Origin of the sequence: Methyloceanibacter caenitepidi (assembly GCF_000828475.1) — a bacterium.
Lineage (GTDB): Bacteria > Pseudomonadota > Alphaproteobacteria > Rhizobiales > Methyloligellaceae > Methyloceanibacter > Methyloceanibacter caenitepidi.
Genome location: NZ_AP014648.1, coordinates 1089320 through 1103586 on the forward strand (window position 1 = coordinate 1089320; position 14267 = coordinate 1103586).

The 14267-nt window shown below is 63.3% G+C and carries 15 protein-coding genes; 3 read left to right on the forward strand and 12 right to left on the reverse strand.

Annotated elements, in window-relative coordinates:
* Window positions 1-29: 29 nt before the first annotated feature.
* Window positions 30-1097, reverse strand: coding sequence for a quinolinate synthase NadA (nadA, locus tag GL4_RS05060; protein WP_082025484.1), 1068 nt, complete (start codon window positions 1095-1097; stop codon window positions 30-32).
* A gap of 383 nt (window positions 1098-1480) precedes the next feature.
* Here nadA and GL4_RS05065 point away from each other — a divergent pair, with 383 nt between their 5' ends.
* Window positions 1481-2980: a L,D-transpeptidase scaffold domain-containing protein gene (locus GL4_RS05065; protein ID WP_172653298.1), complete on the forward strand. Its 1500-nt coding sequence runs from the start codon at window positions 1481-1483 to the stop codon at window positions 2978-2980.
* Window positions 2981-2996: 16 nt separating this feature from the next.
* Here the strand turns inward: GL4_RS05065 and GL4_RS05070 are convergent, their stop codons facing one another.
* The 8 genes from GL4_RS05070 to GL4_RS05105 all read right to left on the reverse strand — a co-directional run bounded on the left by GL4_RS05070 (window position 2997) and on the right by GL4_RS05105 (window position 10177).
* Window positions 2997-4385, reverse strand: coding sequence for an APC family permease (locus tag GL4_RS05070; RefSeq protein ID WP_045365248.1), 1389 nt, complete (start codon window positions 4383-4385; stop codon window positions 2997-2999).
* Between the two features lie 124 nt (window positions 4386-4509).
* Entirely contained in the window at window positions 4510-5271 is a 762-nt protein-coding gene (locus tag GL4_RS05075) for an ABC transporter permease (RefSeq protein ID WP_045365251.1), read from the reverse strand.
* Window positions 5268-6194, reverse strand: a complete 927-nt coding sequence (locus tag GL4_RS05080) for an ABC transporter ATP-binding protein (RefSeq protein ID WP_045365253.1) — start codon at window positions 6192-6194, stop codon at window positions 5268-5270. Before GL4_RS05080 ends, GL4_RS05075 begins: the two co-directional genes overlap by 4 nt.
* Before the next feature lie 85 nt (window positions 6195-6279).
* Window positions 6280-6684: a hypothetical protein gene (locus GL4_RS05085; protein WP_045365256.1), complete on the reverse strand. Its 405-nt coding sequence runs from the start codon at window positions 6682-6684 to the stop codon at window positions 6280-6282.
* Entirely contained in the window at window positions 6681-7862 is a 1182-nt protein-coding gene (locus tag GL4_RS05090) for a PQQ-dependent sugar dehydrogenase (protein ID WP_082025486.1), read from the reverse strand. The genes GL4_RS05085 and GL4_RS05090 overlap by 4 nt, the downstream gene beginning before the upstream one ends.
* A gap of 97 nt (window positions 7863-7959) precedes the next feature.
* Entirely contained in the window at window positions 7960-8985 is a 1026-nt protein-coding gene (locus GL4_RS05095; protein ID WP_425283185.1) for an NUDIX hydrolase, read from the reverse strand.
* A 3-nt stretch (window positions 8986-8988) separates the two neighbouring features.
* On the reverse strand, window positions 8989-9564 hold the full coding sequence (locus GL4_RS05100) for a tyrosine phosphatase family protein (protein ID WP_244462683.1): 576 nt from the start codon (window positions 9562-9564) through the stop codon (window positions 8989-8991).
* Window positions 9565-9607: 43 nt separating this feature from the next.
* Window positions 9608-10177: a YfbR-like 5'-deoxynucleotidase gene (locus GL4_RS05105; RefSeq protein WP_156137674.1), complete on the reverse strand. Its 570-nt coding sequence runs from the start codon at window positions 10175-10177 to the stop codon at window positions 9608-9610.
* A 238-nt stretch (window positions 10178-10415) separates the two neighbouring features.
* Here GL4_RS05105 and GL4_RS05110 point away from each other — a divergent pair, with 238 nt between their 5' ends.
* Complete coding sequence (locus tag GL4_RS05110; RefSeq protein WP_045365262.1) at window positions 10416-10655, forward strand: DUF2188 domain-containing protein; 240 nt, start codon at window positions 10416-10418, stop codon at window positions 10653-10655.
* Window positions 10656-10667: 12 nt separating this feature from the next.
* Here the strand turns inward: GL4_RS05110 and GL4_RS05115 are convergent, their stop codons facing one another.
* Entirely contained in the window at window positions 10668-11249 is a 582-nt protein-coding gene (locus tag GL4_RS05115; RefSeq protein WP_045365264.1) for a DNA-3-methyladenine glycosylase I, read from the reverse strand.
* Window positions 11246-12130, reverse strand: coding sequence for a CAF17-like 4Fe-4S cluster assembly/insertion protein YgfZ (ygfZ, locus tag GL4_RS05120; RefSeq protein ID WP_045365266.1), 885 nt, complete (start codon window positions 12128-12130; stop codon window positions 11246-11248). The genes GL4_RS05115 and ygfZ overlap by 4 nt, the downstream gene beginning before the upstream one ends.
* 76 nt (window positions 12131-12206) lie before the next feature.
* On the opposite strand from ygfZ, the gene GL4_RS05125 reads away from it, so the two are divergent.
* Complete coding sequence (locus tag GL4_RS05125) at window positions 12207-13550, forward strand: dihydroorotase (protein WP_045365268.1); 1344 nt, start codon at window positions 12207-12209, stop codon at window positions 13548-13550.
* A 15-nt stretch (window positions 13551-13565) separates the two neighbouring features.
* Here the strand turns inward: GL4_RS05125 and GL4_RS05130 are convergent, their stop codons facing one another.
* Window positions 13566-14165 carry a hypothetical protein gene (locus GL4_RS05130; RefSeq protein WP_156137397.1) on the reverse strand — a complete coding sequence of 200 codons (600 nt, stop codon included), beginning with the start codon at window positions 14163-14165 and terminating at the stop codon, window positions 13566-13568.
* Between the last annotated feature and the right edge of the window lie 102 nt (window positions 14166-14267).

Below are 14267 nucleotides of genomic sequence, written 5' to 3' on the forward strand. Positions count from 1 at the left end.
GTCCTTTCGACGTCGTAGTGACGCGTACGCTAGTGGTTGAGATTGATCATCCGCTCGACTGCCGCGCGGGCGGGGCCCGCAACGGCCGGATCGACGGTCACCTCTTCCTTCATGAAGATGAGGCTATCGAGGATCTTCGGCAGCGTGATGCGCTTCATGTGCGGGCAGAGGTTACAGGGCCGCACGAACTGGGTGTTCGGCGCTTCGACCGCGACGTTGTCGCTCATCGAGCATTCGGTCACGAGCAGCACCTTGGACGGCTGATTGTCCTCCACCCATTTGATCATGCCGGACGTCGAGCCCGTGAAGTCGGATTCGTCGATCACCTCGGGCGGACACTCGGGGTGGGCGATGATCTTCACGCCCGGGTCGCTCTCGCGATAGGCGCGAAGCTCCTCGGCGGTGAAGCGCTCATGCACCTCGCAGTGACCCTTCCAGGTGATGATCTCCACATCCGTCTGCGTCTGAACCCATTTGGCGAGAAACTCGTCGGGGATCATGATTACCCTTTTCGCGCCCAGGGCCTCGACGACGCGCACGGCGTTCGACGACGTGCAGCAGATATCGGACTCGGCTTTCACGTCGGCCGACGTGTTCACATACGTGACCACCGGAACGCCCGGATAGGCCTCGCGCAGCGCCCGGACATCCGCACCCGTGATCGACTCCGCCAGCGAACAGCCAGCGCGGCTATCGGGGATCAGAACCTTCTTGTCGGGATTGAGCAGCTTCGACGTCTCCGCCATGAAGTGCACGCCGCACTGGACGATCACCTCGGCGTCGGCCTTGGCGGCCTCGCGGGCAAGCTGCAAGGAGTCGCCCACGACGTCGGCCACGCAATTGTAGATCTCCGGCGTCATGTAGTTATGCGCCAGGACCACCGCGTTGCGGACCCGCTTCAGATCGTTGATGGCCTTCACGTAAGGCGCGAACTGAGGCCATTCGACAGGCGGAATCACACGCGCGACACGCTCGTACAGATGCGCGGTTTCGCGGGCCACTTCTGGCGTATACGTGAGACCGGGAACGAGCGAGGACGGCAGCACGGCCTGCGCCTTGGCCTCCCAGGCCTCACTCCCAATTTGAACGGATTCCATCAGTATCGGCCTCCTGATAATATACTCAATATGAGTATATATAGGGTGTAAAAAGGTCCGGCTCAAGGCCGGCGCGTTTCCTCGACCGCGCACAACAGCGCTATTCTCAACGTGAGTATAGGGTTTTCTCCTTATTCTTCAAGGCGTCGCTGCTCTGCACAATTTTCATGGGCCTATCAACACGTTACTCCAAGGCCCCGAAACACCGGCAAGGGCGAGGGATACGCCGACAGACCAGTTGTGGTTGGCATATAGGGGCATCCCGGATTACCCTGAAGGCTGTAAGCGGGGATTGTAGGATGCGTGGGCATGCTTCATTCGCGATCCTTAGACGGCTGGGGCCGTGTGCCCTCGCGCTCCCGCTCGGCCTCCTGACAGTTTCCTTGCCGCAATCTTCTCGCGCGGACGACACCGTTATTCTCGAGATACCCGATCACCCGGGCGCGGGCGCTGTCGACCTACAGGTCGAGGAGGAAGACGCCGAGCCGCCGGCGGAAGAGTTGATGATTGCCGATGCGATCAAGGTGCAATCCAACAAGCCCAGTCTTCAAAAAGGACAGCATGCGGACGATGTTGCGGCGCTCACGGAATTCTACAGGACTCGCACCGGCCCAGCATTGTGGCTGACGACGGCTGGGTTCTCGGAGCGCGGGGCGGCTCTTCTCGAGGTCATAGGAAAGGCAGACAACTGGGGCCTCGACCCGACGGCGTTTCCCGTGCCGCCGAAAGACTACAAACCCAGCTCGGCGGAGGATCAGGCGGCCACGGAATTGGCGATCAGCCTCGCCGCGTTGAAATACGCGCGCGCGGCCCGCGGCGGGCTAGACGATCCGAAGAACATCAACCCCATCTATGGCCATGAGCCCACGGTTCGTCCGCCGGCAGAGGTGCTCAAGGAACTTTCCACCGCTTCCGCGCCGGATGAGGTGCTGCTGGAGCTCCACCCAAAACACGAACAGTTCGTCCGGCTGCGCAAGGCGCTCGCCAACGCCAAGTCGGAGAACGAGGACCTGCTGTTGCGGCGGAATATGAACCGCTGGCGCTGGATGCCCGAGGACCTCGGCGCGACCTACGTTTGGCTGAACATTCCCGAATTCATGGTGTACGCGGTCGAGGACGGTAAGACGGTCGAATCCGAAAAGGCCCTTGTCGGTGCAACCAGCTCGCCGACACCGGTGCTGTCGGCGGACATGACGGAGATCGTCTTCAATCCTGAACGGATCGTGCCACCCGCCGTGTTCCGCCGGGATGTGCTGCCCAAGCTGAGGGGCAGCGGCTCGTTCTTCGGCGGTACGCCCAATACGGCGGTCCTGGATCAGTACGGCATCACGGTGAAGAAGGGCGGCAGGACTGTCGACCCCAAGACGATCGATTGGAGGAAGGCTAACCTGTCGGGCCTTACCTTTGTGCAGAAGCCGGGCCGGACCAACATCATGGGGAACGTGCAGTTCCTCTTTCCGAACGACCGGAAGGTCTTCATGCGGGCCACGACGTTCGGCGGCAAGTTTGCGCGCGACACCCGCGCCGATGGCGCCAAGGAGCCCCGTGTCGACAATGCGGAAGACCTTGCTGCGCGTATCCTCGCCGCCAGCAACGGCACAAGCAGCGCGACCGTCCGCCAGCAGATCGCAAGCGGCAAGACCAGTCGGGTCAGCCTCACGAAACCGATCCCTGTGCACCTGACTTATTTCACGGCCGTGGTCGGTGACGATGGCACGGTGAAGACGTTCGGCGACATCTACGAGCTGGACAATCTGCCGGCGGCAACTCCGGCGCCGGCCGAGGATGCATCGTCCGCTCCCGCGGCGGGAGCGCCGTCCAGTGAAGCGCCCGACACAGTGCGCAAGCCGATCAACGGCAGCCTTGCGACCACGAGCCCTTAACGGCCACGAGCCCTCATCAGCTTCTCGTCGGCGCTTCCGCGTCGGCCGTGTCCTCGCCGATGTCACGAATGGCCTCGGGGTCGAGCCACCGCATTAGCAGGAAGATCAGGAAAGAGGCGAGCAGGAGTCCTCCGGCGATGGCCGGGGCTTCCCAGTCGCCGCTCGACACGCGCGCGACGATCAACCCGAGGCAAACGAGGAACCCCAGCGCCGGGATGATGCGCGGGATCTCGAAGCGGCCCGGCGGCTCGCCTTTGCGGCCCTTCAAGATGAAGAGCGAGCCGTTCACCACCGCGAACACGGTAAGCAGCAGCAGCACCGTGGCGGCGGCAAGCTCGGCGATCGTGCCCATAAGCGCCAGCGGCACCAGGATCAGGAACAAGACCAGGATTGCGATATGGGGCGTCCTGCGCTGGCGGTGCACCTTGCCCAGGTGATCGGGCAGGAGGTTCTGCCGCGCCATGCCGTAGAGCAGGCGCGAGGAGGTGACGAAATTCACCAGCCCCGTGTTGGCGACGGCGAAGATGGTGATGGCCGTGAACAAGACGGGCGGAACAAACGGCGCCGCTCGCGCCATCACCTCGGTGATCGGGCCGGGCGCCGCGGCCAGTTCGTCCCAGGGCACCACGGATACAGCCGTGATCGCCACGGCGATGTAAACGAGCGCGGCGATCACCATGGCCGATATCAGCCCGAGCGGAATAGTCGTCTCCGGCTCGCGCACCTCTTCGGCGACGTTGTACATGTCCTCGAAGCCAATAAAGGCGAAGAAGGCGAGTACGGCGCCTTGAATGACGATCAGGAACGTCAAGTCGCCATCCGCGACGGGCGGCGTTTCGAAATAGTCGACAGAGCCCCAATAGGGCAACCCCACCGCCATCAGGAGAAGAAGGCCGGCGACGGAGACGACGGTGCACAGCACGTTCACCCACATGGCTTCCTGGATGCCGCGAAAGATAATCGCGGTCGTCGCGAACAGGTAGCACAAGGCGATGGCGGAGACGGGCAAGCCGTGCAGGCCGAAAAGCTCGAGGAAGTTCGCGCCGAATACGCGGGATTGCGTGGCGATCGACGTCAGTCCGGAACAGACCAGCGCCAGACCGACCATGAAGCTCAGGAGCGGAAAGCCGTACGCGCGCTGCGCCACATAGACGGCGCCGGCCGCGCGCGGATAGCGCGAACCGAGCGACGCATAGGACAAGGCCGTGAGCAGGGCGGCGATGAGGGCGACGACGAATGCGAGCCAAACGGCGTTCCCGACTTCACCAGCAGCCTTGCCGATCAGCCCGTAGATGCCCGCGCCCAACATGCTGCCGAGCCCGTAGAGCGCCATCTGAAACGGCCCGATCGACCGGTTCAGTGTCGGGCCGCTCTCTTGCTCGGGCGTATTCAGGTCATCCCCCATAGTCCGTTCAGTACCATGGGCTCGCTGCATCGCCTATGACGGCGTATGCCTGCCCCAGTCGCGGGCCGCACGTCGCGAGCTTGCTTGGCCCGGACGACCATGCGTACGCGTGCCCGCTGTCCGGCTAGCTCTTCAGGCGGTAGCCGGTTTTGAATACCCACCAAACTGCGGCGAGGCACAAGGCGAGGAACAGACCGATCATGGCAAGGCTCACTTCCACGCCGACATCGGCAGTGCTGTAGAAGCTCCAGCGGAATGCGCTGACAAGATAGACAACCGGGTTGAGCAGCGAGATTTTCTGCCAGAGCGGCGGCAGCACCTCGAGCGAGTAAAAAGTCCCGCCGAGAAACGTCAGGGGCGTGATGACGAGGAGAGGGACGAGCTGAAGCTGCTCGAAGCCTTCGGCCCAGAGCCCGATCACGAAGCCCAAGAGGCTGAAAGTGATGGCGGTCAGCACGAGGAAGAACACCATCCACGCGGGATGATCGATCCTGATGTCAACGAACAGGGTCGCAGTCGCGAGGATAATAAGGCCGAGAACGATCGACTTCGTCGCGGCCGCTCCCACATACCCGGCGACAACCTCGACAGGGGACAAGGGCGCTGACAGCTGCTCGTAGATCGTCCCCGTGAAGCGCGGGAAATAGATGCCGAAGGATGCGTTCGCCACGCTCTGGGTCAAGAGGTTCAGCATGATCAGGCCCGGCACGATGAATGCGCCGTAGGGTACGCCGTCGATCTCGCTGATGCGGCTGCCGATTGCCGCGCCGAACACCACGAAGTAGAGCGAGGTGGCGATAACGGGCGACACAAGACTCTGCAGCAGCGTGCGAACCCAGCGCGCCATTTCGAATTTGTATATCGCGACGATGGCGGGAAGGTTCATTGGTCGCGCCTCACTAGGTCGACGAAGATTTCCTCGAGCGAGCTCTGCGACGTGTCGAGATCCTTGAAGCGAATTCCGGCCTCCGCCAGATCCGTCAGAAGATGGGTAATACCCGTGCGCTCGCCCTGACTGTCATAGGTGTAGATCAGTTCCTGCCCGTCCTTCGCGAGCACAAGCTGATGCTGCTTCAGCGCGGCAGGCACCGTGTCGATCGCATCGTGAAGCTGAAGGGTCAGCTGCTTCTGGCCGAGCTTCTGCATCAGCTCGTGTTTGTTCTCGACGAGGATGAGCTCGCCCTTGTTGATCACCCCGATCCTGTCAGCCATGTCCTCGGCCTCTTGGATGTAATGAGTGGTCAGGATGATGGTCACGCCCGAGTCCCGGAGGTGCCTGACGAGGCCCCACATCTCGTTGCGCAGTTCCACGTCGACACCGGCTGTCGGCTCGTCGAGGAACAGGATTTGCGGCTCGTGAGAAAGCGCCTTGGCGATCAAGACACGGCGCTTCATGCCGCCCGACAACGTGATGAGCTTCGAATCCTTTTTGTCCCAGAGAGCAAGATCTTTGAGGACCTTCTCGATATGAGCAGGATCCGGCCATTTTCCGAACAGGCCGCGACTATGGGACACGGTGGCCCAGACGGTTTCGAACATGTCGGCGGTGAGTTCCTGCGGAACCAGACCGATCATGGACCGCGTCGCCCGATAGTCCGTGATGATGTCGTGTCCGCCCACCGTGACCGTGCCCGCGCTCGGGGTCACGATGCCGCAGATGATGCTGATGAGTGTGGTCTTGCCGGCTCCGTTCGGTCCGAGCAGCGCGAAGATCTCGCCCTTCTCGATCTCGAGGTCGATGTTCTTGAGCGCGTGAAAACCCGACTTGTAGGTTTTCGACAGGCCTTGAATAGAAATGATCTGCGACATGGTTGGCGGCAGGCGTGCGTTGAGGGTGGGGACATGCAGAGCAAGGCCGCATGGTGGGGTGTCTAGGGCTGGGTTCTGGGCCGACTCACCCGGAATCGGTCTCCAACCTATAGTGCTCAATAACGCTCGGCTGAATCACATTTGCATGAAGTGCCAAGAGGATGAGTCTTGCGTCGGAACTCGTATCATCGTCGAGCGCCAGGTCAATCCGCTTCTCGACGGACTGGGTGAGATGGATTCCATTGGCGGTGGCAAACGGCTCTGCTCCCACCATGCAATAAGCGAGGAGTTCCGCAGCCGCCTTGCTGTCGTTGTCCAGCAGGGTCGCGCCATCTGTCTTCGCCATTAGGATTCGCAGTGCGGCAAGTTTGACCGCTTCTGGCACGAGCTTTGGATGCAGGTCGAGTGCGCGCAAATCCGCGTCGAATGTGCGCAACGCCGGCGAGCGGCCAAAAAGGCCCATGAAGCCGATCGAGAGAGGCGGAATCATTGATTCTCTGCCGTGAGGCGCAGAATCTTCCCGTTGTCTTCGTCAGTCAGGGCGTAAACGGCACCGTCGGGCCCTTGCACCACGTTGCGAATGCGGACGCCAAGCGGGATGCGCTCCTCGCCGGTGACCTTGTCGTCGTCAATGCTCAGCCGGACGATGCTCTCTGAGGACAGCCCGCCAACGAGCAGATCGCCGGCCCAGGCAGGGATGGCCTCGGAAGTCCAACCGGGAATCGGCTCGGCCGTGTAGAACGTCGCGCCCGACGGAGAGATCACGGGCGTCCACTGTCTGACGGCGTCGGCGAATTCGGGCCGCGTCGGCGGATTGGGAATGTCCTTGCCGTCATAATGCGTGCCCCAACTGACCAGTGGCCAGCCGTAGTTCTCTCCCGGCGCCGGACGGTTGAGTTCGTCGCCGCCTTTCGGACCGAACTCCAGTGTCCAAAGCTTGCCCGTCTGAGGGTCGATCGAGGCGCTCTCGACATTCCGGTGGCCGAGCGACCAGATCTCGGGCTGCGCGTCCTTCTGCCCGATGAAGGGATTGTCCTGCGGCACCGACCCGTCCGGATTGATCCGCACGACCTTTCCGAGGTGGCTGGAAAGATCCTGCGCAGGTTCGAACTTGAAGCGGTCGCCGAGCGTGACGAAGAGGGTGCCGTCTGGGGCGAAGGCGAGCCGTCCGCCGAAATGATTGGGCCCCTTCACCTTTGGCGTCTGCTGAAAGATCACCTTGAGGTCCGTCAGCCCGCCGTCCTCGAGCCGGCCCCGGGCAACGGCGGTGCCGACCCCGTCGTCTCCGGCTTCCGCATAGGACAGATAAATCAGCTTGTTGGTTATGAACGTGGGGTCGAGCGCCACGTCGAGCAGACCGCCCTGGCCCTGGGCCACGACCTCGGGCACGCCGGAAAGGGGATCGGACAAGGAGCCGTCCGCACCGACCAAACGCAGCGTTCCCGGCCGTTCCGTCACCAGCATGCGGCCGTCCGGCAAGAACACCATGCCCCAGGGGTGTTTCAACCCCTCCGCCACCGTCTCCACCCTGACCGGGCCGGCTTCAGTCTCGATTGTTTGCGGAATGGCAGCGGCAGGCCCCAAGGCGAGAGCCAGAGCGGCGACCATCCCGGCAAGAGCGTATTGCGTAGCAATTTTGCGGAGGTCGGCGAGGCGAGTCGGTGTCATCGGTGGCCAATACTCCGAAAGGGTCGCGGGGACGTCTCGCCTGCAATGTCGCTTTTCCGGCTGCCCCGTTCAAGGGGCCCAGGGTGCGGCCTCACGGCTAGCCCCGTCCCGCGCTCACGCGCAGCCCAGGGGCGGGACGCTCGAGGACGACTTCCCGGCGGAAGCGGTAAAGCCTGGCCGGACGCCCGCCGGTCTCGGTCGAGACATTGCCGGTCGGCTCGACAAGCCCGCCCTTTTCGACGAGGCGCCGGAAATTCTGCTTGTGCAGCAGCCTGCCGGAAATCGACTCTACCGTCTTTTGCAGGTCGTAGAGGGTAAACTCCGGCGGGAGCAGTTCGAACACCACGGGCCGGTATTTCAGCTTGCCGCGCACGCGGCCCATGGCGGTCGCGAGAATGCGTCGGTGGTCGAGCGCCATGGGGCGGCCAAGCTCGGGCAGATCGCCCCAGCGGTTCGCCGCCGAGCGGCCGTCGCGCCGGGCTTCTTCCACGAGACCCGCTTCGTACAGCAGCTCGTAGCGTTCCAGGACTTTTTCCTCGTCCCAGCCGCCGCCGATGCCGAAACCGATCTTGAGGCGCTCGGGACGCCGCAAGGGCCGGACTGGCTCGCCGGGAGAAGGCGGGCGTTCGGCCCAGGCCTTCAGGCGCGGTTCGATCTCTTCGGTGAGGATCTGCGGCTTGCCGTCGCGCCAATCCTCCCACGGGAAATAGGTGTACCAGGGGGACCAGTGGGCGCCGCGCATCTCCGCGGGCGTGCCGCGGGTCAGGGCGAGATACCCGACCGACAGCGTATGGGCGCCGCCAGGCTCCGCATGCCGTCCCCGGTCGCCGAAAGTGTAGAGCTGTTCGACGTATCCGAGTTCGATGCCCGTCTGCCGCTCCACCCATTCGCGCAGGCCGATCTCGAGCGTGCGATGGGCGCGCGGCGCGAAAGGACCGAAGGGAAGGGCGTCCCGGCAATCCTCGCCCGCGATGCCGGGCCGCACGACCAAAATGTGCGGCTGCTGGTCCTGGACCATGACGATCGCCGCGTTGAGGCCGAGTTCGATCTGTGGATTGTTCGCGGACGGGTCGCCGTCCGAGTAGGTCTCGGCAGCCGCGTTCTGGCGCCGACCGCTCGCCATGGGCTAGGCCGCGTGTTTGGCGGGAAGCGAGAACACTTTGCCTTCTTCGGCCAGCAGGCCGCGCCCGATGAGTTCGACGGCGGCGTTCATGCGGCCGCCGCGGCCAAGGACCTCGTCCGCGATGGCGACGATCCGCCGGTTGGGATAGGCGGTGGGGGAGGCGCGGCGGAGGGCGCGTGCCAGGGAATGCTCGTCCGCGTGCGGATTGAGAGCGCAAAGAACGACGAATGCCCCGGCGGTTGAGCGGCTGATGCCGGCCCAGCAGTGAATCAGCATCGGCGCCTTCTGATCCCAGTCGGCGGCGAACTCGATGAGCTTGGCGACATGGTCCGCGCTCGGCACCACCAGGCCGTCGCGCGGTTCGGCGATATCGTTCATGGCCAGGCGCAAATGCCGCTCCTGGCCAATGGTTTCGGGCGTGTCGATCAGGGTCTCCCCGTTGATCAGCGTCACCAGGTGGCTCACGCGCGCCGTCGAGACGGTGGCCTGAACGTGGCTCAAGGGGCACACAAGGACGGTATCCGGGGACATTGTCTCCGGCTCCGCCAGGTGACCACTATCGAACGTCAGAGTATCCATGAGCCTCCCTAATGTAGCGAATCGCCTGCCGTCTGTACGCTATTCATCTGGCAAGCTCGTGAAACCGTTTCAAGAACCTCTCCTCGCCTTCTGACGCCGGAACCGGGCGTAACCCGGTCAGAGTCGTGACAAGACGGGGGCTTAGCCCCTTTGGCTGGCCGAAAAATTTCCGGGCTTCGTCCTGCGAGAAGCCGGCAAGACCCACGGCCTCGTAATAGGCGGCGATCTTATCGGCGCGCTTGATGAGCTGACTGGCGTCATCGGGCAGCTCGGTCGGAAGCCCGAAACGGACATGAATGGCCGCGAGAAGCCGCGATTCGAAGGTGCGGTAGTCGAGCGACAAGGCGGCCTTGAAGGGGCTGATCAGGTCGCCGATGACATATTCGGGTGCATCGTGAAGAAGCGCGGCGAGCTGGTGCGCGGCAGCTTCGGACGGTGACAGGTCCCGCACGATCGCCTCCACCAGCAGGCTGTGCTCGGCAACAGAGAACGTGTGGTCGCCCCGCGTCTGTCCGTTCCAGCGCGCGACGCGCGCGAGCCCATGCGCGATGTCCTCGATCTCGATGTCGAGCGGGGAGGGATCGAGAAGATCAAGCCGCCGTCCGCTGAGCATGCGTTGCCAAGCGCGCGGCAAGGGAGTGTTGGATGCGGCGTTCAATGCGCTCTCTTCATTGTTCGGCGCGAGACTGATCGCAACCTAGCGGACAAGTCAAACAGGTCCTGCCGAACGTTCGCCGCTATCGGAAGAGGGCCGGCCAAAAAAGACATGGACGATGCAACGCATGGATGCCAATCATAACGGTCTCGCGAAAACTTAGAGGAACGACCAAGCACGATTGGGAGAACGCGACATGGCGAAGTTGCCGAGATTCTCGCTCAGCTATAACGACAAGAATAAGAAGTGGGAGCTGAAGCGTGAGGGTTCTGGAGAAGTCGTAAAACGATTCAAGACCAAGGCCGACGCGACGAAGGGCGGCGTGTTGGAGCGGGCTGTCAAGAAGATGGGCTCGGTACGGATCAGAAAGCGCGACGGCAAGATTCAAGAAGAGCGTACCTATCCGCGCAGCATGGACCCGCGCGGACGCGGTTAGTCCTCCGGAAGATCAGAGGGCGGCGCATTCCTTGTGCCGATGGCAACTCGTCAAGTGATCGTTGACGAGCCCTGTCGCTTGCATGAAGGCGTAGATGATCGTGGGGCCACAGAACTTGAAGCCCCGCGCCTTCAGTTCCTTCGACATCGCACGCGACAAGGGAGTCTCGGCGGGAACGTCGCGCATGGTCTTGAACCGGTTGACGACCGGTTTTCCGTCCACGAAATCCCATAGGAAAGCCGAGAAGCCGGGGCTGGTCTCCATCATGTCGAGCCAGACCTGCGCGGACCGGATAGCGCCTTCGATCTTGAGGCGGTTGCGCACGATGCGCGCATCGCCCATCAGCGCTTCCACCTTCTTGGGAGTGTAGCGGGCGATCTTCTCCGGCTCGAAACCGTCGAAGGCGTCGCGGAAGGCGTCGCGTTTGCGCAGGATCGTGATCCAGGCGAGGCCCGCCTGGAAGCCATCGAGAATCAGTTTCTCGTAAAGTGCCCGGTCGTCGTACTCGGGCACGCCCCATTCCTCGTCGTGATAGGCCACGTAAAGCGGATCGGTCCCGGGCCAGGGACAGCGGGGGCGAGCGCCGTTGCTCATGTGCTTTCGTCCGCCGGCAACTCGAACGTCGCGAAGTCGGGAAGCCGGACGGTGATCGTCGTGGTTCCGGCTTGCGGCGACGCGCCCTTCGCCTTGGCCGAAGCCAGCCGGTCGAGCCGGAGCAACGCAAGCCCATGGGGTCCTTGCGCGGAGCCGATGGCGCCCAACGGCACGGCGCCGGCCACCACCTCGGCACCGGGCTCCAAGGGAGCATCGCCGTCGACGGGGACCACGCGTTTTCGTGCCGTGTTGCGATGCTGCATACGGGAAACGACCTCCTGGCCTACGTAGCAGCCCTTCTTGAAGTCGACGCCTTCCAGTTGATCGTACAGCGCCTCGTGCGGAAAGGTGTCGCCATAGGCGTAGTCGGGACCGCCTTCCGGAACGCCGAGGGCAATGCGGTGAGCGTGGTAGTCGGCCTCGCTAGCTGATGAACATGCCGCTTCGCCCAAGCGGACGCCATCGGGCAGAAGGATACGCAGGCCAAGCTCTGGCAGCCGCGGGTCGGCAAAGGCTATGGCGCCATCGGGCAGCGCGGGTGTCCCGCCCCAGGCCGCCGCGACAGTCCATGCGGGTTCCGCTTCGACGGTGACATCAGAGCGCAGCTTGTAGAACGACAGCCGTTTCGCGAGCGCGTCGACGCTTTCCGCGGGCGCCTCGATCAAAAAGCCGTTGCCGTCCGGCACCACGAAGAAATCGAACAGTATTTTTCCTTGCGGCGACAAGAGTCCCGCGAAGATGGCGCCGCCGTCGTCCGTCTTGTTCAGGTCGTTGGTGATCAAGCCTTGCAGGAACGTCTTGGCGTCGGCGCCGGAAACGCACAACACCCCGCGATCGGTCAGGGAGGTTTCGTGGCAAAGTTCTTGTTCGCGGTGACTCATGGGGTGCCCATCTGCTACCAAAGCAATGACTATCTAAGTGCCGGGCGATTGCCCGACAAGGAGAAGCCGAAGCGCGATGGCTGAGACGTTCGACATCCTTTTCAAGGGCGGAACAGCAGTAAACCACACCGGCGAAGCGGCTGTCGATATCGGTGTGCGCGACGGCCGGGTTCGTGCGATCGGCGAGATAGATGCAAGTCGCGCGGATCAGACGGTCGATGCGCGCGGCCTCCATATTTTGCCGGGCGTCATCGATACCCAGGTCCATTTTCGCGAGCCGGGCATGGAACACAAGGAGGACCTGGAAACCGGGAGCCGGGCCGCGGTACTGGGCGGTGTCACGGCCGTTTTCGAGATGCCGAACACGAGCCCGCCCACCACGAGCGAGGAGGCTTTGGCCGCCAAGGTCGCCGCGGGCACCAATCGCATGCATTGCGACTTCGCGTTTTTTGTTGGCGCAACGCGCGAGAACGCCGCCGATCTCGCCGAACTCGAACGGCTGCCGGGCGCTGCCGGGGTCAAGATCTTCGCGGGCTCCTCCACGGGCGACCTTCTCGTCGAGGACGACGAGACTCTCACGCAGGTGTTCTCGACCATTCGCCGCCGGTGCTCGATTCATTCGGAGCTCGAGTCCCGTTTGCGGGAACGGCTCCCGATCCGGCGCGTCGGCGATCCGACCAGCCACTATGAATGGCGCGACGAGGTGGCTGCGCTCGAATCGACGCAGCGCCTCCTGCGGCTGGCTCAAGCCACGGGTGCGCGTATCCACATCCTTCATGTGTCGACAGGCGCCGAGATGGAGCTGCTGTCGCACCACAAGGACGTAGCGACGGTCGAGGTCACGCCGCAACATCTGACGCTTGTGGGACCAGAGGACTACGAGCGTCTCGGGACAAAGATTCAGCAGAACCCGCCGATCCGCGATCTGGCGCACCAGGACCTGCTGTGGTGGGGGCTGCAACAGGGTGTCGTCGATATCCTGGGGTCGGACCATGCCCCGCATACCCTCGCAGAGAAGGCCGCCACCTATCCCGCGACGCCCTCCGGCATGCCCGGCGTACAAACGCTGGTCCCGATCATGCTCGATCACGTCAATGCGGGGCGGCTGACCCTCGCCCGCTTTGTCGACCTGACCAGCGCCGGCGCGCAGCGCCTCTTCGGAACCACCTGCAAGGGCCGGATCGCCGTCGGCTACGATGCCGATTTCACGGTCGTCGATCTGAAGGCCGAACGCGTCATCGAGGATTCATGGGTGGCGAGCAAGGCAGGCTGGACGCCCTTTGCAGGCCGGAAGGTGCAAGGCTGGCCGATCGGCACCGTGATCCGGGGGCATCTGGCCATGTGGGAAGGCGAACTGGGCGTGGCGCGCGGTCAGGCCGTTCGCTTCGACGAGGGGTTCCCGCAAGGCGGGACGCACTAGCGTCTGCCGCCGCGCCTACTTCATGAAGTAGTGCCAAATCCCGTTGGGCGCGACCCCGAGGCGGTAGCCGGTGTATTTGCCTGAGGCCATCATGGCTTTGGCCTGCTTGGGTGGGACAAGCCGGTAAAGCTCCACCTGTTCTTTCGGCGTCAGTGTGGTGAGGTCGATCTCCGCGAAGTACGGCCAGACATACATTCCGGTATCGCCTTTGCCCTTCAGGACGAAGCCGGTGCTAAGCATGTCCAACATGTTTGCGAGAACGTCGCGCCCGGTCCCGTCCACGGACTGCGCCTTCCAATAGGCGATCGGGTCGTCGATGTGCTTGGCCGCGACCATCGGCTTCAATTCGTTCGATTCGAGTACGGCCCGCATCTCTTCGATGTCGCCGGTCTCGGCCGCAAGGACGATCATTTTGAGGATGCGCTGAACGAGTTTCGGGGTGGCCGTGGTGTCGTACAGCACCTCGGGCCCGCTGCGGGCCTGGGCTGCTTCGGCCTCGGGGTCGGGCAGTTTGTCGCTTGCGGCGGCCCTGTGTCCCGAGCCGTAGACAAGCAAGGCGGCGCCCGTTACCAATGCCGCGAGGGCGGCTACGACCACTTTTTTCCGCACGTTCATGCCAGACTCCATACGATTTGGGTCAATCTCGCAGAACCGCGGTCAGTTGCAAGTTCGGGTCGCTGAGAGTCAGGTGCGGGATCGTGGTGATCGAGCCCGATC

What these genes read in the sequence shown, in the direction of transcription:
- nadA (WP_082025484.1), bottom strand. Translation starts at nt 1,097, where the DNA reads ATGGAATCCGTTCAAATTGGGAGTGAGGCCTGGGAGGCCAAGGCGCAG.
- GL4_RS05070 (WP_045365248.1), bottom strand. Translation starts at nt 4,385, where the DNA reads ATGGGGGATGACCTGAATACGCCCGAGCAAGAGAGCGGCCCGACACTG.
- GL4_RS05075 (WP_045365251.1), bottom strand. Translation starts at nt 5,271, where the DNA reads ATGAACCTTCCCGCCATCGTCGCGATATACAAATTCGAAATGGCGCGC.
- GL4_RS05080 (WP_045365253.1), bottom strand. Translation starts at nt 6,194, where the DNA reads ATGTCGCAGATCATTTCTATTCAAGGCCTGTCGAAAACCTACAAGTCG.
- GL4_RS05085 (WP_045365256.1), bottom strand. Translation starts at nt 6,684, where the DNA reads ATGATTCCGCCTCTCTCGATCGGCTTCATGGGCCTTTTTGGCCGCTCG.
- GL4_RS05090 (WP_082025486.1), bottom strand. Translation starts at nt 7,862, where the DNA reads ATGACACCGACTCGCCTCGCCGACCTCCGCAAAATTGCTACGCAATAC.
- GL4_RS05095 (WP_425283185.1), bottom strand. Translation starts at nt 8,985, where the DNA reads ATGGCGAGCGGTCGGCGCCAGAACGCGGCTGCCGAGACCTACTCGGAC.
- GL4_RS05100 (WP_244462683.1), bottom strand. Translation starts at nt 9,564, where the DNA reads ATGGATACTCTGACGTTCGATAGTGGTCACCTGGCGGAGCCGGAGACA.
- GL4_RS05105 (WP_156137674.1), bottom strand. Translation starts at nt 10,177, where the DNA reads ATGCTCAGCGGACGGCGGCTTGATCTTCTCGATCCCTCCCCGCTCGAC.
- GL4_RS05110 (WP_045365262.1), top strand. Translation starts at nt 10,416, where the DNA reads ATGGCGAAGTTGCCGAGATTCTCGCTCAGCTATAACGACAAGAATAAG.
- GL4_RS05115 (WP_045365264.1), bottom strand. Translation starts at nt 11,249, where the DNA reads ATGAGCAACGGCGCTCGCCCCCGCTGTCCCTGGCCCGGGACCGATCCG.
- ygfZ (WP_045365266.1), bottom strand. Translation starts at nt 12,130, where the DNA reads ATGAGTCACCGCGAACAAGAACTTTGCCACGAAACCTCCCTGACCGAT.
- GL4_RS05125 (WP_045365268.1), top strand. Translation starts at nt 12,207, where the DNA reads ATGGCTGAGACGTTCGACATCCTTTTCAAGGGCGGAACAGCAGTAAAC.
- GL4_RS05130 (WP_156137397.1), bottom strand. Translation starts at nt 14,165, where the DNA reads ATGAACGTGCGGAAAAAAGTGGTCGTAGCCGCCCTCGCGGCATTGGTA.